We start from the raw sequence: 26,740 nt of genomic DNA on the forward strand, positions 1-26,740 counted from the left end.
CGGCGGTTTGCTTCAATCGCGACGACCTTGAGTTTGGAGACGCCGGCGGTCCGAGAGACTAAACCGCCAGCGCCCGGACGAAGGTTTCCGCATCCACGTTGCCGCCGCTGGCGATGATCGCCACCGTTTGGCCGCGTACATCGACGCCGCCTTCCAACAGCGCCGCGAGCGAGGCCGCACCCGACGGTTCCAGCACGAGCTTCAAGTGCCGAAACGCGAACTTCATCGCGCGCAGCACGGCTTCATCCGACACTGGCACCACGCGTTCGAACCGCGCGCGGGCGATCGGGTAAGTGAGCTCCCCCATCTGCTCCGTCAGCAGCCCGTCGCAGATCGAGCGAATGCCCGGCGCGTTGCGCTGGATCGAGCCGGTCTCCAGCGTGCGTTGGATATCGTTGTGCTCGGCAGGCTCCACCGCAAAGATGCGCGCCTTCGGCAGCGCAAGCGCCGTACCGGTCGACAACCCGCCGCCGCTCGCCGGCACAAATACGATGTCGGGGCTGATCTCTTCACCGATCTCCAAACCCGCCGTGCCTTGGCCGGCAATTACGAACGGATCGTCGAACGGCTTGATCATGGCCAAGCCGCGATCGCCGGAAAGCTTCGCGCCAATCTCTTCACGGCTTTCTTTCACACGATCGTAAGTCACCACCTCGGCGCCGAGTGATCGCGTGGTGTCGAGCTTAATCTTCGGCGCATCGATCGGCATTACGATGACAGCGCCGACGCCAAACCGTTTCGCCGCCGTCGATACCGCGATGGCGTGATTGCCGGACGAGAACGCGATCACGCCTCGCGCGCGCACCTCCGGCGCAAGCGCGGCGATCGCGTTGGTCGCGCCCCGCATCTTGAAGGCGCCGCCGCGCTGCAGGTTCTCGGCTTTCACGAACACCTTCGCGCCAGTCTGCGCATCAAGCGCGTCGTTGCGGATCAGCGGCGTGCGCACGGCGATGCCTTTGATCCTTTCGGCGGCTGCCTTCACGTCACCAATGGTCGGGAGCATCAAGAGCCTCTTGGTTTGGCGCGACGCGTCGGCGGCGCGCTCAGGGGATCTTCGGGCCAGGGGTGCTTTGGGTAACGGCCGCGCATTTCGGCGCGCACCGCGGCGTAAGAGCCGCGCCAGAAGCCTGGCAAGTCCTTCGTCGTTTGCACCGGCCGATGCGCTGGCGAAAGCAGGCGCAACGTCAACGGCACGCGGCCGCCGGCGATTGTGGGATGCTTGTCCATACCAAACAGCTCTTGCAGGCGAACTTCGAGCGCCGGTCCGCCCTCGGCTTCGTAGTCAATTGCGAGGGAGGAGCCAGCAGGCGTCTCAAAGCGCGCCGGCGCCTCAGCATCGAGCCTGCGGCGCTCCTCGTAGTCCAGCGTGTTTTGAAGCGCCCGCGCAACATCTACATCACCGAGACGCGACGCTAGCGCCGGCGCAAGCCAATCATCGAGCTTGGCGCTCAGCGCGTCGTCAGACCAATCCGGCCACGCCTCACCCTCCAGCGACAGCATCAGCGCCACGCGCGCCCGCACCTGCTTCGCGGCGTCATCCCAATCCAGCAGCGCCAGGCCATCGTCGCGCACAGCATCGAGCAGCGCCTGCTTCATCTCGTCGGCGTTCAGTTTCTCAAGCGGCGCTTCGGAAAGAACCACGCGGCCCAACCGCCGCGTCCGCCGTCCACGCACGGCGCCGGTTGCCGCGTCAACGCTGACTGCTGCACGCGTTTCGATCTGAGCGGAGAAGGCCTCTTCAACCTCTTGCGCGGAGATCGCGGCAAACGACAGAATTCTGCTCTTGCCCGCTGTGCCTGTGGTTTCACCGATGACAATGAACGGCGCGGAGGCCATCGGCTCGGACATGTCCATGCTAGCCGCCCGCCCATTGACCATAAGGAACGCGCCGCCGCCGCGCGATTTCGCGACGCGGTCTGGAAAAGCGCGCGCGAGCACCCGACCAGACGCAAGTTCATCGTTGCGACCAGTTCCGCCGCCTGCGGACAGTGAGATGCGGCGGGCTAAACTTCGCGCGGCATCGGCGCGTTTTCCTTTGTCCCACTCGAGTTGATTCACGCGATCAGCCAAATCGGGGCTGCGTCCTCCTAGACCCTGCTCAGTCAGCAGCACCGCAAGAGTCGCGGCCAACCACGTCTCGCCGAATTGTTTGGACTCAATGACCATGTGCGCCAAGCGTGGCGGCAACGGCAGCGTCGCTATCGCCGCGCCATGCTCCGTGAGCCGCCCAGCCTCATCCAACGCCCCGAGCCGCGTCAGCAGCGCAATCGCTTCGTTCCACGCCGGCTTCGGCGGCGGATCGAGCCACGCCAAGGTCGTCGGGTCGCCCACACCCCACGCCGCCAAGTCGAGCGCCAAGCCCGAGAGATCAGCATCGAGAATTTCTGGTCGCTCAAACGCCGGCAGCGAACGCGTTTCACCCTCGCTCCACAAGCGCCAGCAAACCCCCGGCTCCAAGCGCCCCGCGCGCCCAGCCCGTTGCGTGATGGCGGCCTGGCTCGCTCGCACTGTTTCGAGACGCGAGAGGCCTAACGCCGGTTCGTAGCGCGGTCGCCGCGCCAATCCAGCGTCGACGACGATCCGCACGCCGTCGATGGTCAAGCTGGTCTCAGCAATCGACGTCGCCAGCACCACCTTGCGCCGTCCCGCTGGCGCAGGAGAGATGGCAGCGTCCTGATCCGCCGGACTCATGGCGCCATAGAGCGGCCGGATGTCCACGTTCGGATCGCGCAGATCGGTGCGGAGCCGCTCTGCCGTCCGTTCGATCTCCCGCACGCCCGGCAGAAACACAAGTGCGCTGCCCGACTCCGCCGCCAGCGCAGCGCGCACAGCGTTCGCGGTTTCCTGCTCCAGCAGCGCGCGCGGATCGCGTGGACGATAGACATGCGTGACCGGAAACCTCCGGCCTTCGCTCACAATAACCGGCGCATCACCCAACAGCGCCGCGACACGCGCGGCGTCTAACGTCGCTGACATCACCACGATCTTGAGATCAGGCCGTAGCGCCGATTGCGTGTCACGCGCGAGGGCTAAGCCAAGATCACCCTCCAAACTGCGCTCGTGAAATTCATCAAACAGCACGGCCGCAACACCGCGCAGCTCCGGATCGTCCGAGATCATCCGCGTGAACACGCCTTCGGTGACAACCTCGATCCGCGTCTTCGGCCCGACGCGCGAATCCAGCCGCACGCGATAACCGATCGTACCGCCCACGGCCTCGCCGCGTTCGCTCGCCATCCGCGCCGCCGCGGCACGTGCCGCGATCCGGCGCGGCGAGAGCAAGATGATTTTCCCTGTCCGCGCCCACGGCTCATCCAACAGAGCCAGAGGCACACGCGTCGTCTTGCCCGCGCCGGGCGGGGCGACCAGCACGGCCTCGCCGCGTTCGGCCAGCGCCGCGCGCAAAGTCGGAAGAACGTCCTCAACCGGAAGCATGGGGCGGGATTAACCCGCCGGGATGGCCATGTCTCGCCACATTGGCGTGGCTTGGTCGCCCGGCTATAGGGCTGACTGGAACGAGCTGGGAGCGGAACATGCGGGTGGCGATTTTTGGTCGGGTGGCGGCAGCGGCCATCCTCGCGATCGGTTTGGCGGCGTGCTCGTCTGGCCGCACGGCAGACACCCGCCGCGGCGTCGGCGACGCGGCTTACATCCCGCTGCGGGACGTCGGCTTGATGCGCCCGGAAATCCCGCTGCTGCTGCGCAATTTGCAATATCCCTATTCCACCGCGACCTTGGCCGATTGCCACGCCGTCACGCGCGAGATCGCCGCGCTCGATGGCGTGCTTGGCCCGGAGAGCTATCAGCCTGGCCCCAACCGCAACGTCTGGGACCGCAGCGGCGACTTCGTCGAAGAACAAGCCATCTCCGCCGCCGAAAGCACCGCGCAAGACCTGATCCCGTTCCGCTCATGGGTGCGGCGCATTTCGGGCGCCAGCCGCGCGGAACGCGACGCGCTGCGCGCTGTCGCCAACGGCCAGCAGCGGCGCACGTTCTTGCGCGGCTATGGCGCCTCGCTCGGTTGCCCCGGCATGATCCCGCCGCCGCCGCCCAACGTTGCACGCCAGCGTTAGTCTTCGACCTCGGGCGTAAGACGTGCGCGAAACGCGGCACGGAAGTCATCGAGATTCTGCGCGGCGATGGAGTCACGCAGGCGCTGCATCAAATGCTGGTAGTAGGCGACGTTGTGCCACGACAGCAGTACTTGGCCGAGTAGCTCACCGGCTTTGAACAAATGGTGCAAATAGGCTTTGGAATAGTCACGGCTGGCTGGGCAATCGATGCTCTCATCCACCGGCGTCAGGTCTTCCGCAAAGCGCGCGTTCTTGATGTTGAGCGGCCCGGCGTCGGTCCACGCTTGGCCATGCCGGCCGGAGCGCGTCGGCAGAACGCAATCGAACATATCAATCCCGCGCGCCACGCTTTCAACGATGTCTATCGGCTTGCCGACGCCCATCAGGTAACGCGGCCGTTCCTGCGGCAGACACGGCGTGGTGACGTCGAGCGTCGCGAGCATGGCGTCATGGCCCTCGCCGACCGCGAGGCCGCCAATCGCGTACCCATCAAAGCCCTCGCTCACCAACGACTCCGCGGACTGTCGGCGCAACACGGCGTCCGTGCCGCCCTGCACGATCGCAAACAAATTCTGCGCATCACGCGCACCGAACGCACGCTTGCAACGCTCGGCCCAACGCAGGGATAGCTCCATCGCTTTCTGCACATCCGCGCGCGGCGCCGGCAGCGCGGGACATTCGTCCAGCTGCATAACGATGTCGGCGCCGATCTGATCGGCTTGAATTTGAATCGCGACCTCCGGCGTCAGCCGATGCTGTGCGCCGTCGACATGGCTGCGGAATGTCACGCCCTCAGCGTCGAGCTTCCGCAGCTGAGAGAGCGACATCACCTGGTACCCGCCACTGTCGGTGAGGATCGGTTTGTCCCAGCGCATGAAGCGATGCAGCCCGCCAAGTCGCGCCATGCGCTCGCCGCCCGGACGCAGCATCAGGTGATAGGTGTTGCCGAGAATGATGTCTGAGCCGGTCGAAGCCACTTGCTCCACCGTCAGCGCCTTCACGGTACCCGCGGTCCCCACCGGCATGAACGCAGGCGTGCGGACTTCGCCGCGGGGCGTGCGCAGCACACCGATGCGCGCCGCGCCGTCGCGCGCGTGAATCTCAAACGGAAAGCCGCTCATTCCGCTCGCCATAACAGGCTGGCGTCGCCGTAGGAATAGAAGCGGTAGCCGTTAGCTATCGCATGCGCATACCCCGCCTGTATGCGTTCAAGCCCAGCGAACGCCGACACCAGCATGAACAGCGTCGAGCGCGGCAGGTGGAAGTTGGTCCAAAGTCCGTCGACCACGCGAAAGCGATAGCCCGGCGTGATGAAGATATCGGTGCCGCCGGAGACCGCGCTGACGCGTCCGCCCTCATCCGACGCGGATTCCAGCGAACGCAGTGCGGTGGTGCCGATCGCGATAACGCGCCGGCCCTCGGCTTTGGCGCGATTGACCGCGTCCGCCGTTGCTGCACTGATTTCGCGCCACTCCGAATGCATGGTGTGCGCCTCGGTATCTTCGGCCTTCACAGGCAGAAAAGTGCCGGCGCCAACGTGCAGCGTCACGCGCGCACTCTCTACGCCAGCATCCTCCAGAGCGAGGAGCAATTCGTCCGTGAAGTGCAAACCAGCGGTCGGCGCCGCGACCGCGCCGTCGTTTGCCGCGAACACGGTCTGATAGTCGCGCGCGTCTTCGGCGTCCGGCGCGCGCTTTCCCGCGATGTACGGCGGAAGCGGCGGCGCGCCGACCAGCGCGATCGTCGCGTCCAGCGCGGCGCCCGAGCGATCGAAGCAAAGATCGACGGCGCCTTCGTCGTGTTTCGCCTGGATTGTCGCTTTTAGGCCGTCCTCGAACAGCAATAGGTCCCCCGGCTTCAATCGCTTCCCCGGCTTGGCCAGGGCGCGCCAGCGATCTGGCGCGAGACGCTCAATCAAATTGAGCGAGACCTGGACATCCGGCGCCTGCGCATCCCGGCTCGGTCGCACGGCTCTCAACGCGGCCGCGATTACACGTGTGTCGTTGAACACCAGAAGATCGCCCGGCCTAAACAAGCCCAGCGCGTCGCGCACAGTTCGATCCTCAAACCCGCCCTCAGCCGGCACGAGCAACAGCCGCGCGCTATCGCGCGGCCGTGCGGGGCGGAGCGCAATCAGCTCTTCGGGTAGCTGGAAATCAAAGAGGTCAACGCGCATGTCATGGACCGCCGGCGCCCACGCCGGCTAATGCTGCGTTATGCCGGCGAGGGTGCCGGCGGTCCATGTAACTCACTCGGCCCGCGCGCTCACGATCTTGCCGGGCGTGCGCGGCGGCTCGCCCTTCGGCAGCGCGTCGATGGCCTCCATGCCTTCCTCGACCACGCCCCAGACGGTGTATTGCTTGTCGAGGAAACGCGCGTCGTCGAGGCAGATGAAGAACTGGCTGTTGGCCGAGTTCGGATCGTTGGTGCGCGCCATCGAGCAGACGCCGCGCACATGCGCCTCGGCGGAAAATTCCTGCTTCAGGTTCGGCTTCTTCGAACCGCCGGTGCCGTTCTTGTTTCCGCCGTCGCCGCCTTGCGCCATGAAGCCGGCGATGACGCGGTGAAACGGCACGCCGTTGTAGAAGCCTTCATTGGCGAGTTCGCCGATGCGCTGCACATGGCCCGGCGCCAGATCGGGCCGCAGCTTGATCTGCACCGTGCCGGTGTCGAGCTCGAGCGTCAGTCTATGAAAGGAATTATCGACCACCAGCGTCTCTCTCTGTTTTCAGTGCGCGGAACCCGCGCGGGAATTTGCACATCGCACACCGAGAAATCGGCTGACCGTTCGCGGCGCGTATCGTCAATCAAATCACGGAACGCCGGGCCATCGGTGCGCAGCACGTATATAGGCGCGCGCTCGGTCTCGGGCACGTCAGCCGCGATCCGCACCGCGACCATGCGGTCCGGCGTGGGCGGGGGGTTGCCAACGGCAAGCGCCATCACGGCGTTCTGGCCCCACACAACGCGGCCGAAGATCGAATAGCGCTTGTCGAGATCGGTGTTCGGCGCACGCATGATGAAAAATTGGCTGTTGGCCGAGTTCGGGTTATCCGCCCGCGCCATCGAGACGACGCCCGGGCAGTGCAGCGCATTGGCGGCAACACGGCCGTCAGCGGTCACCGCCATTTGCGCATCCGGCTGGCTCTCGATCGGGATCGCTTTGTAAAACCCGAGCCGCGCGCCGCCTTGGTTGGCGGCTTCCACAAACGGCATGTCAGGGCCACGGCGGAAGCGGAACTCCTCGCGTATATCCGGCAAGCTCGATGCACCTTCGCCGGTGCCGAGCGGATCGCCGGTCTGCGCCATGAAGCCATCGACGACGCGGTGGAACATGAGGCCGTCGTAGTAGCCCGCCCGCGTCAACGTCTCGAGGCGCTCGACGTGGCGCGGCGCGATCTCCGGATACATCTCGATCACGATGCGGCCATGGACCGTGTCGATGTAGAGCGTGTGCTCCGGATCGACCTGACGCCAATTGCGCGGATCGGGCGCCGATTGCGCCGCCGCGTCCATACTCAGAAGCGAGAGCGCCACAGCGCCCGCCGCCAAAATTCCACATACGCGCAGCATCAAGACACCCCGAACTTTGCCTTCAGTCGTCTTTCTACTTCTTGAGGCACGAAGTGCGCGACGCTTCCTTGCAGTCGCGCGATTTCTTTCACCAACCTGGACGCGATCGCTTGGTGCGTCGGGTCGGCCATGAGAAATACTGTTTCGATGGCTGGGTTTAGCTTCTGGTTCATCCCAACCATGGCGAATTCGTACTCGAAGTCGGCGACCGCTCTAAGTCCCCGGACGATGATTTGCGCCCCTACGCTTTCGGCGAATGACATCAGCAATGTGTCAAAAGGTTGGATGACGATCTCGGCTTCGCCTTTGATCTTGGCGCACTGCTCCTGAACCATCTCCACCCGCTCCTGGAGGGTGAAGAGCGGGCCTTTGTCCTCATTGATAGCCACGCCGATGACGAGGCGGTCCACCAAAGTGGCGGCGCGGGCAATGATATCCACATGGCCGTTGGTCGGGGGATCGAAGGTCCCGGGGTAAAGGCCAACGCTGACTCTTTTGCTCACTCGCCGCCCTCCTCAGACGCGCCCTCAACAGCTTCGCCCGCCTCGCCGCCCAGCGCCTCTAGGCGCTCGGCCGCGACGACGTGCTCGTCTTCGCTGACGTTGATCAGGATCACGCCTTGGGTCGCACGTCCAGCGATGCGGATCTGATCGATCGCGGTGCGGATGAGCTGGCCCTTGTCGGTGACCAGCAGCAGCTCCTCGTCCGTCTTAACCGGGAACGACGCAATCAACCGCGCCTCACCCGTGAGCTTGTGCGCCCGCAGTCCTTTGCCGCCGCGACCGGTGATCCGGTATTCGTACGACGAAGCACGCTTGCCGAGGCCGCCGGACGTCATCGTCAGGATGAACTCTTCTTGCGTCTTCAACCACGCCAGGCGCTCGAACGGCACATCCGCGACTTCACCGGTGTCCTCACCAGCTTCCGCGTCGGCCTCCACGTCAGCGTCGCCCGCGTCACGCGATTGCGCGTCCCACTTAAAGTAGGCGCGCGCTTCCGCTGGCGTCACCTCTATGTGGCGCAACACGCCCATCCCGATGACGCTATCGCCTTCGGCCAGATTGATGCCGCGGTTGCCAGTCGAGGTGCGCCCTGAGAACACGCGCACATCCGTTGCCGGGAAGCGGATGCACTGAGCATTTTGCGTCGTGAGCAGGATGTCGTCCGCCTCCGAGCACACCTGCACCGACACGATGCCGTCGCCCTCATCCGGCTTCATGGCGATCTTGCCGTTGCGGTTCACCTGCACGAAGTCGCTGAGCTTGTTACGCCGAACACCGCCGGAGCGGGTTGCGAACATCACGTCGAGCTTATCCCAATCGCGCTCATCCTCCGGCAGCGCCATCACCGATGTGATGGTCTCACCGGCGCCGAGCGGAAAAAGATTGACCAACGCCCTGCCCTTTGTGCGCGGATCACCCGCTGGCAAGCGCCACGTCTTCATCTTGTAGACCATGCCCGACGACGAGAAGAACAGGATCGGCGCGTGCGTGGAGGCCACGAAGATGCGCGTGACGAAATCCTCGTCCTTCATCGTCATGCCGGAGCGACCGCGCCCGCCGCGTCGCTGCGTGCGATAGGCTGCCAGCGGCGTGCGCTTCACGTAGCCGCCATGCGTAACGGTAACGACCATGTCTTCGCGCGGGATCAAAGCCTCGTCGTCGATGTCGCCTTCGGACTCAGAGAATTGCGTGCGGCGCACAAAGCCGAACGCTTCCTTCACGCCCGTTAGTTCGTCGCGGATTATCGTCAGGATACGTTCGCGGGAGCCGAGGATCTCAAGCAGTTCCTTGATCTCTTCCGCGATCTCGTTCGCCGCCTTCGCGATGTCATCGCGGCCAAGGCCGGTGAGGCGCGAGAGCTGTAATGCCAGAATGGCGCGCGCTTGTTCGTCGGACAGCCGGATCGCATTGCCATCTTCAACAATCGTGCGCGGGTCAGCGATCAGCGCGATCAGCGGCATCATATCGCCAGCCGGCCAAGCCCGCGCCACCAAGCGCTCGCGCGCCGTGCCCGGATCGGGGCTTTCGCGGATCAGCTTGATCACGTCGTCGATGTTGGCGACAGCAACGGCGAGACCCACCGTCTCGTGACCGCGCTTCCGCGCTTTGGCCAAGCGAAACTTAGTGCGGCGCGTGATGACCTGTTCGCGGAAGCTCAAGAAGTGGATGAGCATCTGCCGCAAGCCCATCTGCTCGGGCTTGCCGTTGTTCAGCGCCAGCATGTTGACGCCGAACGAGGTCTGCAGCTGTGAGAAGCGATAGAGCTGGTTCAGCACCACATCGGCCACCGCATCGCGCTTCAGCTCGACAACGAGGCGGATACCCAAGCGGTTCGATTCATCGCGCACTTCGGCGATGCCTTCGATGCGCTTCTCACGCACCTGTTCGCCGATTTTCTCGACCATCTCGGCCTTGTTCACCTGGTACGGAATCTCGGTGAACACCAAAGCTTCACGACCACGGATGGTTTCGGTGTGATGCTTGGAACGGATCGTCACTGAACCGCGGCCCGTCAGCAGCCCCATGCGCGCGCCGGCGCGGCCGAGGATTTCGCCGCCGGTCGGAAAGTCCGGCCCAGGCACAATGTCGAGCAATTCGAGATCGGTGATCGCCGGATTATCGACCATCGCGACAGCCGCATCGATCACTTCGGACAAATTGTGCGGTGGAATATTCGTCGCCATGCCGACGGCAATGCCGCCTGCGCCGTTCACAAGCAGGTTCGGATACTTCGCCGGCAGCGCGCTCGGCTCTTGGCGCGACCCATCATAGTTGGCGACGAAATCAACCGTGTCTTCGTCGATGTCGTCCAACAGCGCGCGCGCCGTCTTGGCCAAGCGGCTTTCGGTGTAGCGCATCGCCGCTGGCATATCGCCGTCGATCGAGCCGAAGTTTCCCTGCCCGTCGATCAGCGGCAGGCTCATGGCGAAGTCCTGCGCCATGCGGACGAGCGAGAGATAGATCGCCTGGTCGCCGTGCGGGTGATAGCGGCCCATCACTTCGCCGACCGTGTTGGCGCTCTTGCGGTAGCTCTTGTCGTGCGTGTTGCCGGCCTCATCCATGCCGAACAGGATGCGCCGGTGCACCGGCTTCAAGCCGTCGCGCACGTCTGGCAGCGCGCGCGAGACGATGACGCTCATCGCGTAATCGAGGTAAGAGCGCTTCAGCTCATCCTCGACGCTGATCAGCGCGATGCCTTTGGGAAGAGTTGGTCCGCCGTTCTCGGCGGGATCGGACGTGTCTGACACGAGATCGCCGGTTCTAAATCTGCTGTTCAGGAGTTGATGAAAACAGCGAGAAAAACTCGCCTTCGATTCCATCGGAAACTAACATTGTGACGCCGCCGTCGCAAACCAAGGAGCCCCTGATGCGCCCTCTCGCCGCCCTCCTTTTTGCAGCCCTGCTGACCGCCTGCGCCAGCGGCGCGGGCCGCAGCGACGACTATCCCCAGGCTACGCCGCGAACGGTCTGGATTGTCGGTCCGGATGGGCGGGCCCTAGGCCAGGCCAATTTCACCGGCGGACCACACGGGGTGTTGATTCAACTCGAATTTTCAGAGCGCGCTTTGCCCCCTGGCTGGCACGGCCTGCACCTGCACGATCGCGGCGACTGCAGCGACTTCGCCGCCGGCTTCCAAGCCTCCGGCGGCCACCTCGGCATGAACCGCCGTATCCAGCACGGCCTGATGAACCCGGAAGGTCCCGAAGCGGGCGATCTGCCCAACATCTTCGCGCCGCCATCGGGCGTGTTCGCGGCGGAAGTCTTCGCCCCTTACGTCACCCTGAGCGGCGAACGCATCCCTGGCAATGCCAACAGCCGCGAGCGGCTCCCATTGCTGGACGAAGACGGCACAGCGCTGCTGATCCACGCGGCACGCGACGATCAGATGGGCCAGCCTGTCGGCAACGCAGGCGCCCGCATCGCCTGCGCCGCGCTCACGCCACAGCCTTAAAGCGCCGCTCGGCTAGAGCCACCAATGCGACGCCAGCAAGCGTCGCTGCGGCGCCGATCAGAATTTGAACCGTGATGCGGTCATGCAGGATCGCGATAGCGAGCGCAAAAGAGATCACGGGCGTCAGCAGCAAGAACGGTGTCGTGCGCGAGACTTCGTATTTCTGCAGCAGCTTGAACATGAAGGCATTGGCAACGACGGACGACACCAACGCGCCAAACGCGATGAACACCCAAACGCTCCAATGCGCTGCCTGCGCTGCTTCCACATGGCCGCGTTCAAACGTGAGAGACGCAATCAATAGCGTCGGCGCCGCGGCCAACGCGATCCAAGCTTGCGTCGCCCACGGATCAAGTCCGCCGCCCAGCTTGCGCACCATCACGGTGCCCGCCCCGTAAATGGCTGACGCGATCGCCACGAGGAAAAGCGGCCAGCCTTGCGCCAACACGGTCGGATCGAAATTCATCGACGCCGCGCCGACAAACGAGATACCCACACCCGCCCAACGCAAGCGGCTCACGTGCTCGCCCAAAAACAGCGCCGCAAACACCACCGACGCGGGCGCCCATAACTGCATCGCCACGATCATCGGCGGCAAATCGGTCGCGAGCTTCAAGCCGATGGACTGAATGGCGAAGTGCAACGGCCCGATGAAAGCCAGCATCGCGAAGAACAGCGGCAATTGCCCCTTCGGCGGCGGCTTCAGCCAAACGGCCAACACCGCCAGCACAATGATGAACCTGAGCGCCGCCATCATCATAGCCGGCAGCGCGTCCACCGCGATTTTCGCCAGAATATTGTTCACGCCCCAAATCAGCGCGATCGACAGCAGCATGATCAGATCAAGCGGCGCGAAGGCGCGAGAGGGCGTTGTCACGCCCGCTGGCTACGCCCGCCCGCGACTCGCCGCAAGCGGGCCGCCGCTACATTTCAGCCCGAACCGCTGCGGCAATCTCGTAAGCCCGCACCCGCGCAGCGTGGTCGTAGATGTGCGACGCTAATATGAGTTCGTCGGCGCCAGTACGGGTCACGAACGCCGCGATGCTGGCCTTCACCGTCGCCGGCGAACCGATGGCCGAGCATTGCAGCACCTGATCGAGCTGCGCCCGCTCCATGTCATTCAACGTCGCTTCAAACGCAGGGTCTGGCGGCTGCAACCGACGCGGCTCACCCCGCCGCAAGCTTGCGAACGCCTGCATCAACGATGTCGCCAGCAAACGACCTTCCTCGTCCGTCGGCGCCGCGAAAATGTTGAAGCCCAGCATCACGTACGGCTTCTGCAATTGGTCGGACGGCCGGAATGTCGCGCGATAAATCTCGATCGCGCTCATCATCTGCGCAGGCGCAAAGTGCGACGCGAACGCGAACGGCAACCCAAGCGCCGCCGCGAGCTGCGCGCCGAACGTCGAAGACCCAAGCATCCACAGCGGCGTACTTGCGCCCTCACCCGGCACCGCGCGCAATCGTTGCCCAGGCTCGCTCGGCCCGAGCAACGCCTGCAATTCCATCACGTCCTGCGGAAACCGGTCCTCGCCGCCAATCAACGTCCGCCGCAGCGCACGCGCAGTCAGCCCATCGCCACCAGGTGCGCGCCCGAGCCCCAGATCAATGCGCCCCGGAAACAGCGCCTCAAGCGTCCCAAATTGTTCAGCAATGATGATCGGCGCGTGGTTCGGCAACATGATCCCGCCGGCGCCGACGCGGATCGTCTTGGTCGCCTGCGCCGCGTTCATGATGGTGAGCGCCGTCGCCGCACTCGCGACACCCGGCATGGCGTGATGCTCCGCCAGCCAAAAGCGCTTGTACCCCAACCGCTCCGCGGCTTGCGCCAAATCGCGGCTATTCGCCAACGCCTGCGCAACGCTCCCGCCTTCAACGATGGGCGCGAGATCGAGAACCGAGAATGGGATCATGGGCGCGATATGGGCGCTTCATGCGAAGCGCCCAAGTTCACACTGAGTGATTAGAACGGAATCTCGTCGTCCAGATCCTGGCTGAAGCTTTCGCGCGGGGCGTCGCCGCCGCTGCGCTTGCCGCCAGCCTTCGCGGTGAAGCCGCCGCCATCGTCCTCATAGGACTTGCCTTCGCCGCCGCCTTTGCCGCCGAGCATGGTGAGCTCGCCGCGGAACTTCTGCAGCACGATCTCGGTCGAGTATTTCTCGACGCCGTTCTGCTCGTACTTCCGGGTCTGCAGCTGGCCTTCGATGTAAACCGTCGAGCCCTTCTTCAGATATTGCTCGGCGACCTTCGCGATGTTCTCGTTGAAGATCACGACGCGGTGCCACTCGGTCTTTTCCTTGCGCTCGCCGCTCTGCTTGTCGCGCCAGCTCTCCGACGTCGCGACGCTCAGGTTCACCACCGGATCGCCATTGTTGAGCTTCCGCACTTCCGGGTCCTTGCCCAGATTGCCGACCAAAATCACCTTGTTGACGCTACCAGCCATGACGGCCTCCGTTTCCTACGCTCACAAACCAAATCGACTGCGGAGTCCAAGATCACCCTTAGCCTGGGCGTCCGGGCCTTTGATCGACACACCACCTGATCCTTGCCCGTAGACCGGGCGGAACTTTGTTCTTATTATGTTCTCACGAATCAGGTTCGCCTGCAAGGTTAAAGCGGGTCGGATCGGGCCGGGAGGGCCAGGGAGCTAAAGCCTCATGAATTCGCAGCGGTTCGGCCATTCGAACTACGGCAAAGGAGCCCCTGAGCGCCTATTTAGCGCTTATCTCCAACATGGCGTCCCCGCTTGCCCACAGATATGGGCTGGGGACCATTCGGCAGGACAGCACGCATGACCAGGGCGCCCGCCCTCTTCATAGGCCATGGCTCGCCCATGAACGCGATCGAGGACACGCCGTCCTCGCGCGGCTGGGCCGAGATCGCGCGCGCGTTTCCGAAGCCGGCCGCCGTCGTGGTGATTTCCGCGCATTGGGTGACCGAAGGCGTGCGCGTGACGTCGAATGCTAAGCCGGAAACGATCCACGATTTCGGCCGAGGCTTCCCGCAAGCGCTATTCGACGTGCAATACCCTGCTCCGGGCGATCCGGCGTTGGCGCGCGCGATTGTCGAAAAGCTGACAGCCTTCGGCGCACAACTCGACGATAGCTGGGGCCTGGACCACGGCGCCTGGAGCGTCCTTCGCCGCATGTATCCCGACGCCGACATTCCCATCGTGCAAGTGAGCCTAGACGCGCGCCGTCCGCCGCAAGAGCACTACGCCATTGGCAAAGCGCTTGCCGATCTGCGCGATGATAACGTGCTCGTCCTCGCCGCCGGCAACATCGTGCACAACTTGCCAGCCTTCTTCCGCACAAAAGAGCTGCTGCCATGGGTTCGCGAATTCGACGATTTCATCACTGGCGCAGCCTCGACTGGCGATGACGCGGCCGTTCTAAACTACGCTTCGCGACCGGACGCACGCGACGCCGCGCCGGACTGGGAACACTTCTTTCCGGTTTTCTACGCACTGGCCGTCCGCCGCGACGGCGAAACGCCCTACATCTTCAACAAACACTACGAACCCGGGATCTCGATGACAGCTTTCGGCTACGGTCTGCCAGCATGAGAGGCCGATTTCTTCCTTATGCAGCGATCGCCTTGCTTGCAGTGACCATCGCAGTGGGTGGCGGCATCACAGCAGTTTGGCTCGGCGCGCGGCTTGGGGCTCCGGTCTTCTTCACGGTGGTGTTGCTCTTGCTATGTGGCGAATTGATCGCATCCACTCGGCTCAATCGATCCTGGACGCTACGCGTTGTAATTGCGGTTGCGCTCACCCTCGTCCAAATTCCAACAACGTTTGGCGGTGCGACGATGTTTGCTTCTGCATTGTTCGGGACAGCGGATAGTCAGCTGCCTGCATGGCTCAACAATGCGCAAATGATGTCCATGCAAATGCTGATCATAGGATTGTGGAACGTCGTTAGTCATTTCCTGGTTTGGCGATTTCTTCCGACAAAGGCGCCGGCATGAGAGACGCACTCACCCACATCCGCGTCCGCGGCGCCCGAGAGCACAATCTCAAGGGCGTGAACGTCGATATTCCCCGCAACGAACTCGTGGTCATCACGGGCCTCAGCGGCAGCGGCAAATCCTCGCTCGCGTTCGACACCATCTACGCCGAAGGCCAACGCCGCTACGTGGAGTCACTCTCAGCGTACGCGCGTCAGTTCTTGGAGCTGATGCAGAAGCCCGATGTGGATTCCATCGAGGGCCTCTCTCCTGCGATTTCGATCGAGCAAAAAACCACTTCGCGCAATCCGCGCTCCACCGTCGGCACCGTCACCGAAATCTACGACTACATGCGCCTCCTGTGGGCGCGCGTCGGAATCCCATATTCGCCAGCCACCGGCCAACCAATCGCGGCGATGCAAGTCAGCGAAATGGTCGATCGCATTATGGCGCTGCCCGAAGGCACGCGGCTCTATTTGCTCGCGCCGGTCGTGCGCGACCGCAAGGGCGAATACAAAAAGGAAATGGCTGAGTACCTGAAGAAGGGCTACCAGCGCGCCAAGATCGATGGCGAGTTCTACGAACTCAGCGAACCACCGACGCTCGACAAGAAATTCAAACACGACATCGACATCGTCGTCGATCGTATCGCCGTCAAAGCCGGCATCGAAACGCGGCTCGCGGATTCACTCGAACAAGCCCTGAAGCTCACCGAAGGCATCGCCTTCGCTGAAATCGCCACCAGCAAGAGCGAAGACGCCACCGGCAAAGCCACGCTGAAGAACAAGTCCGCCGCGCCAGAGCGGCTCATCTTCTCACAAAAGTTCGCCTGCCCCGTCTCCGGCTTCACCATTCCAGAAATCGAACCGCGCCTCTTCTCCTTCAACAATCCAGCCGGCGCCTGCCCCGCATGCGACGGCCTCGGCGTCCAGCTCAAGTTCGACCCAGAACTGATCGTCCCCGAACACGACAAAACGTTGAAGGAAGGCGCCGTCGCGCCGTGGGCGAAGGGTCCCTCGCCGCTCTACGCCCAAACGCTGGAAGCGCTGGCAAAGCACTTCAAAGCCAAGATCACCGCGCCGTGGAAAGATCTGCCGAAAGAACTCCGCAACGCCATTCTCCACGGCACCAAAGACCCAATCAAGTTCGTCTATGACGACGGCGTCCGCCGCTACGAGACCACGAAGAATTTCGAAGGCGTGCTGCCAAACCTGGAACGCCGCTGGAAGGAAACCGACTCCGCCTGGGTGCGCGAAGATCTGGAGCGCTACCAATCAGAAGCGCCGTGCCCGACGTGCGAAGGCAAGCGCCTAAAGCCCGAAGCACTCGCCGTGAAAGTCGCGATGACCGATATCGCCACCGCCTCCACGCTCTCGATCCGCGCGGCGCGTGATTGGTTCGGCGCGCTGAACGATCAGCTTAACCCGAAGCAAAAGGAAATCGCGGTCCGCATCCTGAAGGAGATCAACGACCGCCTGCGCTTCCTGGTCGATGTCGGCCTCGACTATCTCTCGCTCGGGCGTGGCTCAGGCACGTTGAGCGGCGGCGAAAGCCAGCGCATCCGGCTGGCGTCGCAGATCGGCTCTGGCCTCACCGGCGTGCTCTACGTGCTCGACGAACCCAGCATCGGCCTGCACCAGCGCGACAACACGCGCCTGTTGGAGACGCTGCGCCGTCTGCGCGATCTCGGCAATTCAGTGCTCGTCGTCGAACACGACGAAGAAGCCATTATGACCGCCGATCACGTCATCGACATGGGTCCGGCGGCCGGCATCCACGGCGGGACTATCATTGCCGAAGGCACGCCCGCCGACATCGAGAAGAACAAGAACTCCATCACCGGCGCCTATCTCACCGGCCGCCGCGAAATTCCGATCCCGGAGAAGCGGCGTTGGATCAACAAGAAGCGCGTCATCACGGTCAAAGGCGCGCGCGGCAACAATCTGCAGAATATCGACGCCGATATTCCGCTTGGCACGTTCACGTGCGTCACCGGCGTGAGCGGCGGCGGCAAGTCCACGCTGGTGATCGAGACACTTTACAAAGCTGTAGCGCGACAATGGCACGGCGCCGGCGACGTGCCGGCCGAACACGACAAGATCGAAGGCCTCGAACACATCGACAAGATCATCGACATCGACCAATCTCCGATCGGCCGCACGCCGCGCTCGAACCCGGCCACCTACACCGGCGCCTTTACCCCGATCCGCGATTGGTACGCCGCGCTGCCGGAATCCAAGGTGCGCGGCTACGGACCAGGCCGCTTCTCGTTCAACGTCAAAGGCGGCCGTTGCGAAGCGTGCCAAGGCGACGGCGTCATCAAGATCGAGATGCACTTCCTGCCGGACGTTTATGTCACCTGCGACACCTGCAAAGGCAAACGCTACAACCGCGAAACGCTCGAAGTGCTTTACAAGGGCAAGTCGATCTCTGACGTTCTGGACATGACGGTGGAAGAAGGCGCTAACCTCTTCAGCGCTGTCCCGAGCATCCGCGATAAACTCGAAACGCTAAAGCGCGTCGGCCTCGGCTACGTGCACATCGGACAACAAGCGACGACACTCTCCGGCGGCGAAGCGCAACGCGTGAAGCTGTCGAAAGAACTCAGCAAACGCGCCACCGGCCGCACGCTCTACATTCTCGACGAACCCACCACCGGCCTCCACTTCGAAGACGTGAAGAAGCTGCTCGAAGTGCTTCACGAACTGGTGGATAGCGGCAACAGCGTACTCGTCATCGAGCACAATCTCGACGTCATCAAAACCGCGGACTGGGTGATCGATCTTGGCCCGGAAGGCGGCGACGGCGGCGGCAAGATCGTAGCACTCGGCACGCCGGAAGATGTGGCTAAAGTGAAAGCCAGCCACACCGGCCGCTATCTCGCGCAAGCGCTGAAGCGCCATGGCGAACGCCGCGGCGCCCAAGCGCCAAAGCTGAAAGCCGCTGCCGCCGAAGCGACGCCGGTGAAGACTACAAAACGCAAAAAGAGCGCGACGGGTTAAGCAGAGCGAGCGTTTACTCGAAAACTTTCCCGATGTTCGGCGTGTGGCCCTCGATCTTGCCGTCGTCCACCGCCGCGATCGCGGCGCGCGCGTTCACGCCATAGCTGAACACGACATAGATGACCCCTGTCACCAGCATCAAAAAATACAGGCCGCCGATGATCATCAAATTTTGCAGCGTCCATACTGCCGCAAAGGCATTCGCCACTTGCTCCGGCGTAGCGTTCACACCGGGCCATCCGCCACGAAATACAGAAGCGAACACAAAAACCAACAATGCGCCAAACACGACGAAATAGCCCAGCATCAGCACGAAGAACGACCCGAACAACTCCCAGAACCGCCATTTGGTGACGGTCCACGCTTCCAGGAAGGAGAACTTCTTTCGCGCGATCGATGTCGCCGCCGCCGGTCCAAGGCGCACGCCGAGGAAGATCAGCGGAATGTATTGAAGCACCGTGATCGGCACCTGCACCATCAGTTGCCACTGCAACATCGCTGCAGGATCGGTCGGGTTGGCCATCACGTCGCCCATGGTAGCGAACATGATCGCAACCATGATGGTGGACACCACTGTCGACACCACCATTTGCACAATGAGCCAGCACCAATAGACGCCGTAGACGCGCCACATGTCGGCATCGAGCGTAAGGCCAAACAAGCCCGGCGCTTCGCCGCGTATCATCCATCGCAAACACGCAGCCTCATAAGCGGCCACCGCCATGTAGGTTGGGAACAACAACAGCAACGCGCTGCCAAACAACCCAAACATTGCAAACACGGCGTCCGTGCCCGTCTGCTGGTTCACCGCGCCCGTAGCGCCGGCCTGGAACAGTTCCGCAAAAAGCGTCACGCCGCGCCAATTCAGCGCCACGAACGCCCCGAAGATCAGCGCCAGAATGGCAATCACCACCAATGTCGCCGGCAACAATATCGCGCGGTCGCGCTTTTGCAGCGCAAAGAATGTCGCGTTTAAACGCTGCGCCATCTGGTCCCCCTCCGAATTGGCCGGAGCGGACCATGGCGCGCGATGGTGACAAGATCAATCGCGGCCGGAGCCGGCCTCGATCATGAGTGTGGGGACCCCACAGGTCCCGTCACGTACGGTGAAAACACGCGTCCCAGGCTTCATGCCCAGGCGGACCTCGGAGACATCGAGCTCCGCCTGCGTCAGCCGCGCTCGCTCCGCATCCGCATCAGCCACGCGCCAAGAAAGCCCCCAGAGCCGGTCACCGCGGTCCGCGTCGGCCTTGTGCTCTGCGATCTCCACAACCGTATCGCCGACGCGGAAGAACATTAGGCGCCGGCCTCCGACTTCACGATCCAACCGCATATCGAGCCCAAGACGTGCGCCATAAAACGCCGCCGCGCGCTCCATGTCGGCGCTACGCACCACGAGGTGATCCAGCGCCAACGCTCCGTCCGCCACTGCCGGCGCATCACATCGCGCGTCGCGCTGGAGAACGAACATGCGAACACCATGCGTGCGATCTTTACCGATCCGAAAACTGCGCCACGTTTCGCGTGTCGCGATCTCTTCCGGCGCCAAACCAACACGCGCGCAACGGCGATGCGCGCGCTCGATATCGGATGCGACGAACACGATGCTCTTCAGACCCCTCGCCGCCATCGTCCATCGCCGCGCGCAAGCGCGTTGCATCATCGCTTTCGCCGATTGGGGCCATGAGTTCGACAGCGACATTGTCCGTAGCGATCAGCGCCGTCGCCACGGCGTTGTGCTCAACGCGCGCAGTGGCGCGTCGTCCCAGCAACGTCTCGTAGGCTTGAATGCCGGCGTCCAGATCGCGCACGCCGATGACGACATGATCGATGCCCTCGATCATGGGCTCAGTCGCAGCCGTCGCGTTCGCCCTGGAAGACGATGCGCTCGGAGCTATCGTCAAAGATCGAGATGCGGAGGCGATCGTAGGCCGCGTCGATGAAAACGCGCCCGCCCTCGAGCGAACCGCTCTCGCCCTCGGCCACAACCCAGCAGCGCGGGGCAGGATCGTAGGACTGGCAGAACGTCCATCCCTCGCCCTCTGGGCGGAGCGTGTAGCTGCCCCGGTCAGCGCCGACGCCCGCTGCGGTGTAGGTCATGCGTTCGCCGCGCAGTGCGCCTGGGTTCTCCAGGTCCGCCAGCCAGCGCATGGTCGTGGCTGTGTTATCGGCCTTGCGGTCGATCCAGCAGCCTTCCAGGCGCTCCGGTGGAGGCGGTACGATTGTCGTCGCGCAGGACGCGACGAGCACCGCTGCAAGCAACGCTCTCATGCCGACGGCAACTCCCCTGTGTTCTCGAGTTCAACCGGCCCGGTCATCAAAACCCGATCGTCCCCCGCACGCCATTCAATCTCAAGTGATCCGCCGTCAACCAGAACTTCGACTTTGCGGCCGGTTCGGCCCTGACGATGCGCCGCAACCACAGCCGCGCAGGCCCCGGTGCCGCAGGCCTTGGTCAGCCCCGTCCCCCGCTCCCAGACCCGCAACCGCATCTGTTCGGGCGAGCGGATCTCGGCAAACCCTACGTTCACCGCCTGCGGGAACAATGGGTCATGCTCGATCTTGGAGCCGAGGCTTTCGATCGGTACAGCGCGGACGTCGTTGACGAAGAACACCACGTGCGGGTTGCCCATGTTGACTGCGCCGGGTTCGGAAAAGCCGCCTGCCTCGAAGTCTAGACGCTGCGTGTCCATCGCGCGCGCGATTGGAATTTCCTCCCAACGCAGCAGCGGCGATCCCATATCGACTGTGATCAGCGTACCGTTGCGTTCGGCGTAGAGCATGCCGGCCGGCGTCTCGATCCGCCGCGACGCCGCGCCGCCTTCTTCCATCAGCATCCACGCGACACAGCGCGCGGCGTTGCCGCACGCTTCGACTTCGCCGCCGTCGCTATTCCAAATGCGCATGAACGCGTCGGCCCGAATCGAGCGCTCGACCGCGATCACCTGATCGCAGCCGACGCCGGTTTGGCGGTCGGCGATGGCCTTGGCTTGCGCCGTCGAAAGCGGCAATGAGCCGCGCGAGCGCGCGTCAAGAATGACGAAGTCATTGCCGCAGCCGTTCATCTTGAGATAGCGCATCGGTTCCAATGTAAGGGGGTTCGGCTGCGCACGCCACGCCTTAAGGCTGAGCCGCGACGTCTCGGCCGTCTATGCCCTCTTGGCGTGGAGGGGCGGTTCTGCTTGGTTTGCCGTCCCTTGGGGAGGGAATCCAGTGCGCCTGTCCGCCATCGCCGCCGCGTGTGCGTCCGCCTTCATTCTCGGCTCGTGCGCCACATCAGAGTCACCGAGTACAACCGCCATGACCAGCACCGATCCCTATCTCTGGCTCGAACAGGTTGAAGGCGAGCGCGCCATCGCCTGGGTGCGCCAACAGAACGAGCGTTCGCTGGGCCAACTCGAAAGCGACCCGCGTTTCGCCGAACTGCACGCTGAAGCCTTGGAAATCGCCAACAGCCGCGATCGCCTCCCGCTCGGCGAAATCCGCGAAGGCTACCTTTACAATTTCTGGCAAGACGAAACCCATGTGCGCGGCATCTGGCGCCGTTCGCCGCTCGCCGCCTACGCACGCGGCGAACCGCAATGGGAAACACTGCTCGACATCGACGCGCTCGCCGCGACCGAAAGCGCCAACTGGGTCTACAAGGGCGTCGACTGCCTCGAAGGCCACAACCGCTGCATGGTGCAGCTCTCCGACGGCGGCCGCGACGCCTCTACCTATCGCGAGTTCGATCTCAGCACGCGCCGCTTCGTCGAAGGCGGCTTCGTTGTCCCCGAAGCGAAATCCTCCACCACATGGATCGACGCGGACACGCTGCTTGTCGGCACCGACTGGGGTCCAGAAAACGGAACGGCCACAATGACGGAGAGCGGCTATCCCTTCGTGATGAAACGCTGGCGCCGCGGCACACCGCTCGCAAGCGCCGAAGAAGTGATGCGCGGCGCCGCAAGCGATGTCGGCGTCTATGGCGGCACGTTGGAAGACGTCGACGGCCGCCGCGTTCCCGTCGTTGTCGAAGCTGATACCTTTTTTGAATCTACGTTCTGGCGGCTCGACACGCCGAACGCCGAACGCATCACGCTTCCCGCCAAAGCCACTTTGATCGGCCTCTATCGCGGCCACCTCCTGTTCACGCTGGAAGAAGCCTGGCGCGGCCTGCCGCAAGGCGCGCTCGCAGCCTATCCGCTGGCCGACACCAACAGCGACGCACCGCGCGCCGTCGCGCTTTTTTCGCCGAACCCACGCCAATCGATCGAGAGTGTCACCGTCACGCATGACGCGGTCCTCGTTGCGCTCTACGACAACGTTCGCGGCCAGCTCCTGCGCATCGCGCTCGACGGCAACGAATGGACCCAAAGCCAAGTTGATCTGCCGACCACCGGCTCGATCAGCTTCGCCGGCTCCTCAGCCACCGACGAACGCGCGTTCGCTGTCTATGAAGATCACCTGACGCCCTCAACGCTCTACGCGCTGGAAAACCGCGCCACCACTGCGCGCCGCATCCGTTCGCTCCCGCCGCAGTTCGACGCCTCGCCCTATGTCGCCGAACAATTCGAAGCGACCAGCCGCGACGGCACGCGCGTGCCCTACTTCGTGGTGCGCCGCCGCGACATGCCGCTGAACGGCGAGAACCCGACGTTGCTGTGGGCCTATGGCGGCTTCCAGGTGTCCTACACGCCGACCTATTCGCCGAACGTCGGCAAGCTTTGGCTCGACAATGGCGGCGTCTATGTGCTGGCCAACATCCGCGGCGGTGGCGAGTTCGGACCGGCTTGGCACCAGGCGGGGCTGCGCACCAATCGCCAAGTCATCTTCGACGACTTCTACGCCGTCGAGCAGGATCTCGTGAACCGCCGCATCACCAGCCCACGCCGGCTCGGCATCATGGGTGGATCGAACGGCGGTTTGCTGATGGGCGTCATGCTCAACCAGCATCCCGAGATGATCAACGCCGCCGTCGTGCAGGTGCCTCTGCTCGATATGCTGCGCTATGATCAGCTGCTCGCGGGCGCCTCCTGGGTCGATGAGTACGGCTCGCCCTCGAACCCAACCGAACGCGCGTTCCTCGAACAGATCTCGCCCTATCAAAACCTGCGTGCGCGCGAAGACTTCCCGCTGCCGTTCGTGCTGACGTCCACCAAGGACGACCGTGTCCATCCCGGCCACGCACGCAAGTACGTGGCGCGGATGATCGAACTCGGCATGCCGGTGCTGTACTATGAAAACATCGACGGCGGACACTCGGCCGCGGCCAATCTCAACGAAGCCGCCCGTCGACGCGCGCTCGAATACACCTATCTGATGCGGCGGCTGATGGACTGAGCGCAGCGGCTTGACGGCGCGCGCGTCCGCGCCAACAAGCCGGGCTAGGAGACTCGAGCATGAACGTTTTGCGCGCAGCGATTGGCATTCTGGGACTGGCCCTGCTCGGCTTGGTGATCTGGGCGGCGGTGGCGATGCAAAATCTGCACGGCTCGTTCTTCGACCAGATCGCCGTCGTCACCACGCTGCCGTGGGGCATCGCGATGCTGGCGGATCTCTATGTTGGCTTTGTGCTGTTCGCGAGCATCGTGTTTCTGACCGAGCGCTCGTGGCTGGTCGCAGCACTTTGGGCGGCGCCCATATTTATTCTCGGCAACCTCTGGGCCGCGCTCTGGCTGGTGATCCGCTTGCCGCATCTGGCCAAGCAATTGTCGAAGCCCGACTGGCCGACCTCCTAGAACAGCTCGCGCAGCACCTCGCCCAGCATCCGCGCTTCCGCTTCACGCTGACCGCCCTCGCGCCACGCAACGCCAATAGCGCGCCCCGCGATCGGCGTCTCAAACGGCCGGATCGCAACGGGCGCCCCTGCCACTGCGCCGCCTTCCGCCGCGATCTTCGGCAGCAGCGTCACGCCCATCCCGCCCGCCACCATCTGCACCAACGTGTGCAAGCTGGTCGCGCCCATCTCACTGCTGCGCCGCGGTGTGAGCTTGCAGGCCGATAGCGCGTGATCCCGTAAGCAATGCCCGTCCTCCAGCAAAAGCACGTCTTCGTTCTTCAGATGCTCCGGCGAAAGGTCATTGCGCTTCGCCAGCGGATGCGTGTCTGGACACAACAAATAGAATTCGTCCTCGGCAATCGCCGCCGTCGCTACGCCGTGTGCTTCATACGGCAACGCAATCAGCGCGGCGTCCAACGTGCGCGTGCGCAACCCCTCCACCAAACGCGCTGTCAGATCCTCGCGCATCTGCAAACGCAGCTTCGGAAACTTGCGCTTTAGCAAAGGCAGCGCACGTGGAAGCAGGAATGGCGCAATGGTCGGTATCGCGCCCAGGCGAAACACACCGCTAAACGGCTCACCCGCCGTCTGCACCGTCCGCACCATGTCCTCGACTTCGCCGACTGCGCGCACCGCTCGCTCGGCCGCTTCCTCGCCGGCCGGCGTCAACACCGCGCCAGTGCGGCCGCGCTCCACCAGCACCGCCCCGAGCACCGCCTCCAAGTCCTTGATGCCAGCGCTCAGCGTCGGCTGCGTCACACCCACGGCTTCGGCCGCGCCGACAAAGCTCCCCTGAGCGCGGAGCGCGATGAGGAATTGAAGCTGCCGAAGCGTCGGCATCGAGGAGGCTGGTAGTCGGTCTTCCATAGGCATTCTCTATATAAGAAGGCCTCTGCCATTTGCAGCGGAACTCACTCCACGTGCGTGCGTTCTCTCACCATACCCCGCTGCGCCTCTGACCCTCCCCCCGCACAGGCGCATTCCTCTCCCAACAGGGAGAGGGCGGGGTTCTTCCTTTTTGGAGTTCTAGGCCGCCGCGAGCGCCGGCGCCGCAGCGTTTTCGCGCATCGGCAGCCGGATCATGAAGGTCGAGCCCGAGCCAAACTCGCTCGTGGCCGTGATCTCGCCGCCGAGCGCCTGCGCCATACGCTGCGCGATGGAAAGCCCAAGCCCCATGCCGCCCTTTGAACGCGTGGTCGCGCTCTCAATCTGCGTGAACGGCTGGAACGCGCGCGGCAGGTCTTCCTTGGCGATGCCAATACCGGTGTCCGATACCGCGATCACCAGCACGTCGCCGTTCATGTGGCCTTCGACTTCCGCCGTCACCGCGATCAATCCGTTGTGCGTGAATTTCACCGCGTTCGAAAGCAGCGCCGACAGCGAAACCGCGAGCTTGTTACCATCGGTGTGCGCACGCTCGGCGTCAGCACTGATGCGGATCGAAATCCGATTGTTAGCGGCGCGCGCCTCGTCCTGAGCATTGGTCACGGCGTCCTCGATCAGCCTGCGCACATCGACATCGCGCAGCGCCAAGCCCTCATGGCCTGCATCCATGCTCGACATATTGAGAATCTGATCGATCAGACCCAGCAAATGCCGCGCCGAACTGGTGATGCGGCCAGCATCGTCACCTAGATCCTTGCGACCCTCAGCGGCCAAATCTTCTTGGATCATTTCCGCGTAGCCGATCACGGCATTCAGCGGCGTCCGCAATTCGTGCGTCATCACCGCCAGGAATTCCGACTTGGCGCGGTTGGCTTCTTCAGCTTCCGCCCGGCGCACTTCGGCTTCGAGTTGACGCTCCTTCGCCGCCGCGTTCGCAGCGCGCCAGCCCGCCACCATCTTGGTGTTGTTGAACGCCGAGCGGCCCATGTACGCCAGGAACCCCGCGACGCCGCAGCCAACGCCGAATGTGGCTTGAAACGCGTCCGCGTGCGCCGGTCCAAACGGAATTAGCGGTATGATGAGCAACGCCGCCGTCGCCGGCAGCGACGAAATCAGCATGAAGCGCGGCGCCTGGAACGTCGATAACGTCACACTCACCAGCGAACTCGCCGCCATCAGCACCCCGAGCACCCGGCCTGGACCGCCGCCCATGGCCGCAAGCGCAATCGGCATCGCCGCAAACACGCAGATGCTGAAAAAGCTGCCCCGAGCGTATAACCCACCTGCGGTGCGGCGATCGTCCACCCCGCGAGAGTCGATGTAGGACTTCGCGAGCACCTGATCGAACGCCATCGCCAAGCACAGCACGAGAAACCAGCTTAAACCGGCCGCAATCGAGTTCAGCACGGCCATCGACCCGGCCATGAACAGCACGCCAACGCCGGTGCGCCAGCGCAGCGTTGCGTGACGCCCGCGCGCAGCAGCCAGCATGGTTGGATCGTTGAAGTTCAGAATCACGCAGCAAGCCTCGCCCTACGGAAGAG

General features: G+C 63.6%; 25 protein-coding genes. 7 read left to right on the forward strand and 18 right to left on the reverse strand.

The window, feature by feature from the left end; genetic code table 11:
* Positions 1-58 precede the first annotated feature (58 nt).
* Positions 59-1,003 (reverse strand): threonine ammonia-lyase, encoded by a 945-nt coding sequence (locus tag DSM104635_RS10775; protein ID WP_158766199.1) that lies wholly within the window; start codon positions 1,001-1,003, stop codon positions 59-61.
* Positions 1,003-3,435 carry an ATP-dependent helicase HrpB gene (gene hrpB, locus DSM104635_RS10780; protein ID WP_158766200.1) on the reverse strand — a complete coding sequence of 811 codons (2,433 nt, stop codon included), beginning with the start codon at positions 3,433-3,435 and terminating at the stop codon, positions 1,003-1,005. Before hrpB ends, DSM104635_RS10775 begins: the two co-directional genes overlap by 1 nt.
* Before the next feature lie 98 nt (positions 3,436-3,533).
* Between hrpB and DSM104635_RS10785 the strand changes: the two genes are divergently transcribed.
* Complete coding sequence (locus tag DSM104635_RS10785) at positions 3,534-4,073, forward strand: hypothetical protein (RefSeq protein ID WP_158766201.1); 540 nt, start codon at positions 3,534-3,536, stop codon at positions 4,071-4,073.
* On the opposite strand, the gene tgt is transcribed toward DSM104635_RS10785, so the two are convergent.
* From tgt to gyrA, 6 genes are all read right to left on the reverse strand, one after another.
* Positions 4,070-5,194 carry a tRNA guanosine(34) transglycosylase Tgt gene (gene tgt, locus DSM104635_RS10790; RefSeq protein WP_158766202.1) on the reverse strand — a complete coding sequence of 375 codons (1,125 nt, stop codon included), beginning with the start codon at positions 5,192-5,194 and terminating at the stop codon, positions 4,070-4,072. The two genes, DSM104635_RS10785 and tgt, sit on opposite strands and share 4 nt — an antisense overlap.
* Positions 5,191-6,249 carry a tRNA preQ1(34) S-adenosylmethionine ribosyltransferase-isomerase QueA gene (gene queA, locus DSM104635_RS10795; RefSeq protein WP_158766203.1) on the reverse strand — a complete coding sequence of 353 codons (1,059 nt, stop codon included), beginning with the start codon at positions 6,247-6,249 and terminating at the stop codon, positions 5,191-5,193. Before queA ends, tgt begins: the two co-directional genes overlap by 4 nt.
* A 72-nt stretch (positions 6,250-6,321) precedes the next feature.
* Entirely contained in the window at positions 6,322-6,783 is a 462-nt protein-coding gene (locus tag DSM104635_RS10800) for a peptidylprolyl isomerase (protein ID WP_187448146.1), read from the reverse strand.
* Entirely contained in the window at positions 6,756-7,646 is an 891-nt protein-coding gene (locus DSM104635_RS10805) for a peptidylprolyl isomerase (protein ID WP_158766204.1), read from the reverse strand. The genes DSM104635_RS10800 and DSM104635_RS10805 overlap by 28 nt, the downstream gene beginning before the upstream one ends.
* Positions 7,646-8,149 (reverse strand): pantetheine-phosphate adenylyltransferase, encoded by a 504-nt coding sequence (gene coaD / locus DSM104635_RS10810; protein ID WP_158766205.1) that lies wholly within the window; start codon positions 8,147-8,149, stop codon positions 7,646-7,648. Before coaD ends, DSM104635_RS10805 begins: the two co-directional genes overlap by 1 nt.
* Complete coding sequence (gene gyrA / locus DSM104635_RS10815) at positions 8,146-10,896, reverse strand: DNA gyrase subunit A (RefSeq protein ID WP_228445655.1); 2,751 nt, start codon at positions 10,894-10,896, stop codon at positions 8,146-8,148. The genes coaD and gyrA overlap by 4 nt, the downstream gene beginning before the upstream one ends.
* A gap of 119 nt (positions 10,897-11,015) precedes the next feature.
* Here gyrA and DSM104635_RS10820 point away from each other — a divergent pair, with 119 nt between their 5' ends.
* Positions 11,016-11,600 (forward strand): superoxide dismutase family protein, encoded by a 585-nt coding sequence (locus DSM104635_RS10820; RefSeq protein WP_158766207.1) that lies wholly within the window; start codon positions 11,016-11,018, stop codon positions 11,598-11,600.
* Here the strand turns inward: DSM104635_RS10820 and DSM104635_RS10825 are convergent.
* The 3 genes from DSM104635_RS10825 to ssb are packed head-to-tail and all read right to left on the reverse strand — an operon-like array spanning position 11,584 to position 14,043.
* Positions 11,584-12,477, reverse strand: a complete 894-nt coding sequence (locus tag DSM104635_RS10825; protein WP_158766208.1) for a DMT family transporter — start codon at positions 12,475-12,477, stop codon at positions 11,584-11,586. The two genes, DSM104635_RS10820 and DSM104635_RS10825, sit on opposite strands and share 17 nt — an antisense overlap.
* Positions 12,478-12,523: 46 nt before the next feature.
* Complete coding sequence (locus DSM104635_RS10830; RefSeq protein ID WP_158766209.1) at positions 12,524-13,513, reverse strand: LLM class flavin-dependent oxidoreductase; 990 nt, start codon at positions 13,511-13,513, stop codon at positions 12,524-12,526.
* A gap of 50 nt (positions 13,514-13,563) precedes the next feature.
* A complete protein-coding gene (ssb, locus tag DSM104635_RS10835) occupies positions 13,564-14,043 on the reverse strand; it encodes a single-stranded DNA-binding protein (RefSeq protein WP_158766210.1) in 480 nt (159 codons plus the stop codon).
* A 348-nt stretch (positions 14,044-14,391) separates the two neighbouring features.
* On the opposite strand from ssb, the gene ygiD reads away from it, so the two are divergent.
* Genes ygiD through uvrA form a run of 3 tightly spaced genes read left to right on the forward strand, consistent with a single transcriptional unit; the run spans position 14,392 to position 18,550 of the window.
* Complete coding sequence (gene ygiD / locus DSM104635_RS10840; RefSeq protein WP_158766211.1) at positions 14,392-15,165, forward strand: 4,5-DOPA-extradiol-dioxygenase; 774 nt, start codon at positions 14,392-14,394, stop codon at positions 15,163-15,165.
* The gene (locus DSM104635_RS10845; RefSeq protein ID WP_158766212.1) at positions 15,162-15,569 is read left to right on the forward strand and encodes a hypothetical protein; all 408 of its coding nucleotides are present in this window, start codon (positions 15,162-15,164) and stop codon (positions 15,567-15,569) included. The genes ygiD and DSM104635_RS10845 overlap by 4 nt, the downstream gene beginning before the upstream one ends.
* Complete coding sequence (gene uvrA / locus DSM104635_RS10850; RefSeq protein ID WP_158766213.1) at positions 15,566-18,550, forward strand: excinuclease ABC subunit UvrA; 2,985 nt, start codon at positions 15,566-15,568, stop codon at positions 18,548-18,550. The genes DSM104635_RS10845 and uvrA overlap by 4 nt, the downstream gene beginning before the upstream one ends.
* 13 nt (positions 18,551-18,563) lie before the next feature.
* Here uvrA and DSM104635_RS10855 read toward each other — a convergent pair whose 3' ends face one another.
* Genes DSM104635_RS10855 through dapF form a run of 5 tightly spaced genes read right to left on the reverse strand, consistent with a single transcriptional unit; the run spans position 18,564 to position 21,630 of the window.
* Complete coding sequence (locus DSM104635_RS10855; protein WP_158766214.1) at positions 18,564-19,538, reverse strand: hypothetical protein; 975 nt, start codon at positions 19,536-19,538, stop codon at positions 18,564-18,566.
* A gap of 54 nt (positions 19,539-19,592) precedes the next feature.
* On the reverse strand, positions 19,593-20,021 hold the full coding sequence (locus DSM104635_RS10860; RefSeq protein ID WP_407703484.1) for a VOC family protein: 429 nt from the start codon (positions 20,019-20,021) through the stop codon (positions 19,593-19,595).
* A gap of 22 nt (positions 20,022-20,043) precedes the next feature.
* A complete protein-coding gene (locus DSM104635_RS20170) occupies positions 20,044-20,394 on the reverse strand; it encodes a VOC family protein (protein WP_407703485.1) in 351 nt (116 codons plus the stop codon).
* Positions 20,395-20,398: 4 nt separating this feature from the next.
* Positions 20,399-20,821, reverse strand: coding sequence for a hypothetical protein (locus DSM104635_RS10865; RefSeq protein WP_158766215.1), 423 nt, complete (start codon positions 20,819-20,821; stop codon positions 20,399-20,401).
* Positions 20,818-21,630: a diaminopimelate epimerase gene (gene dapF / locus DSM104635_RS10870; protein ID WP_158766216.1), complete on the reverse strand. Its 813-nt coding sequence runs from the start codon at positions 21,628-21,630 to the stop codon at positions 20,818-20,820. Before dapF ends, DSM104635_RS10865 begins: the two co-directional genes overlap by 4 nt.
* 133 nt (positions 21,631-21,763) lie before the next feature.
* On the opposite strand from dapF, the gene DSM104635_RS10875 reads away from it, so the two are divergent.
* Positions 21,764-23,872, forward strand: coding sequence for a prolyl oligopeptidase family serine peptidase (locus DSM104635_RS10875; RefSeq protein ID WP_228445656.1), 2,109 nt, complete (start codon positions 21,764-21,766; stop codon positions 23,870-23,872).
* A 59-nt stretch (positions 23,873-23,931) separates the two neighbouring features.
* The gene (locus DSM104635_RS10880; RefSeq protein WP_158766217.1) at positions 23,932-24,270 is read left to right on the forward strand and encodes a DUF1475 family protein; all 339 of its coding nucleotides are present in this window, start codon (positions 23,932-23,934) and stop codon (positions 24,268-24,270) included.
* Here DSM104635_RS10880 and DSM104635_RS10885 read toward each other — a convergent pair.
* Positions 24,267-25,178, reverse strand: a complete 912-nt coding sequence (locus tag DSM104635_RS10885) for a hydrogen peroxide-inducible genes activator (protein WP_228445657.1) — start codon at positions 25,176-25,178, stop codon at positions 24,267-24,269. The genes DSM104635_RS10880 and DSM104635_RS10885 overlap by 4 nt on opposite strands.
* Before the next feature lie 159 nt (positions 25,179-25,337).
* A complete protein-coding gene (locus tag DSM104635_RS10890; RefSeq protein ID WP_158766218.1) occupies positions 25,338-26,714 on the reverse strand; it encodes a sensor histidine kinase in 1,377 nt (458 codons plus the stop codon).
* Positions 26,715-26,740: the final 26 nt, after the last annotated feature.

Origin of the sequence: Terricaulis silvestris (assembly GCF_009792355.1) — a bacterium.
In the GTDB taxonomy this organism is placed as follows: domain Bacteria; phylum Pseudomonadota; class Alphaproteobacteria; order Caulobacterales; family Aquidulcibacteraceae; genus Vitreimonas; species Vitreimonas silvestris.

Excerpts from the sequence above, each read along its gene's own strand:
- DSM104635_RS10775 (WP_158766199.1), bottom strand. The coding sequence starts at position 1,003 with ATGCTCCCGACCATTGGTGACGTGAAGGCAGCCGCCGAAAGGATCAAA.
- hrpB (WP_158766200.1), bottom strand. The coding sequence starts at position 3,435 with ATGCTTCCGGTTGAGGACGTTCTTCCGACTTTGCGCGCGGCGCTGGCC.
- DSM104635_RS10785 (WP_158766201.1), top strand. The coding sequence starts at position 3,534 with ATGCGGGTGGCGATTTTTGGTCGGGTGGCGGCAGCGGCCATCCTCGCG.
- tgt (WP_158766202.1), bottom strand. The coding sequence starts at position 5,194 with ATGAGCGGCTTTCCGTTTGAGATTCACGCGCGCGACGGCGCGGCGCGC.
- queA (WP_158766203.1), bottom strand. The coding sequence starts at position 6,249 with ATGCGCGTTGACCTCTTTGATTTCCAGCTACCCGAAGAGCTGATTGCG.
- DSM104635_RS10805 (WP_158766204.1), bottom strand. The coding sequence starts at position 7,646 with ATGCTGCGCGTATGTGGAATTTTGGCGGCGGGCGCTGTGGCGCTCTCG.
- DSM104635_RS10820 (WP_158766207.1), top strand. The coding sequence starts at position 11,016 with ATGCGCCCTCTCGCCGCCCTCCTTTTTGCAGCCCTGCTGACCGCCTGC.
- DSM104635_RS10830 (WP_158766209.1), bottom strand. The coding sequence starts at position 13,513 with ATGATCCCATTCTCGGTTCTCGATCTCGCGCCCATCGTTGAAGGCGGG.
- ssb (WP_158766210.1), bottom strand. The coding sequence starts at position 14,043 with ATGGCTGGTAGCGTCAACAAGGTGATTTTGGTCGGCAATCTGGGCAAG.
- ygiD (WP_158766211.1), top strand. The coding sequence starts at position 14,392 with ATGACCAGGGCGCCCGCCCTCTTCATAGGCCATGGCTCGCCCATGAAC.
- DSM104635_RS10845 (WP_158766212.1), top strand. The coding sequence starts at position 15,162 with ATGAGAGGCCGATTTCTTCCTTATGCAGCGATCGCCTTGCTTGCAGTG.
- uvrA (WP_158766213.1), top strand. The coding sequence starts at position 15,566 with ATGAGAGACGCACTCACCCACATCCGCGTCCGCGGCGCCCGAGAGCAC.
- DSM104635_RS10855 (WP_158766214.1), bottom strand. The coding sequence starts at position 19,538 with ATGGCGCAGCGTTTAAACGCGACATTCTTTGCGCTGCAAAAGCGCGAC.
- DSM104635_RS10860 (WP_407703484.1), bottom strand. The coding sequence starts at position 20,021 with ATGTTCGTTCTCCAGCGCGACGCGCGATGTGATGCGCCGGCAGTGGCG.
- DSM104635_RS20170 (WP_407703485.1), bottom strand. The coding sequence starts at position 20,394 with ATGATCGAGGGCATCGATCATGTCGTCATCGGCGTGCGCGATCTGGAC.
- DSM104635_RS10865 (WP_158766215.1), bottom strand. The coding sequence starts at position 20,821 with ATGAGAGCGTTGCTTGCAGCGGTGCTCGTCGCGTCCTGCGCGACGACA.
- dapF (WP_158766216.1), bottom strand. The coding sequence starts at position 21,630 with ATGCGCTATCTCAAGATGAACGGCTGCGGCAATGACTTCGTCATTCTT.
- DSM104635_RS10880 (WP_158766217.1), top strand. The coding sequence starts at position 23,932 with ATGAACGTTTTGCGCGCAGCGATTGGCATTCTGGGACTGGCCCTGCTC.
- DSM104635_RS10885 (WP_228445657.1), bottom strand. The coding sequence starts at position 25,178 with ATGGAAGACCGACTACCAGCCTCCTCGATGCCGACGCTTCGGCAGCTT.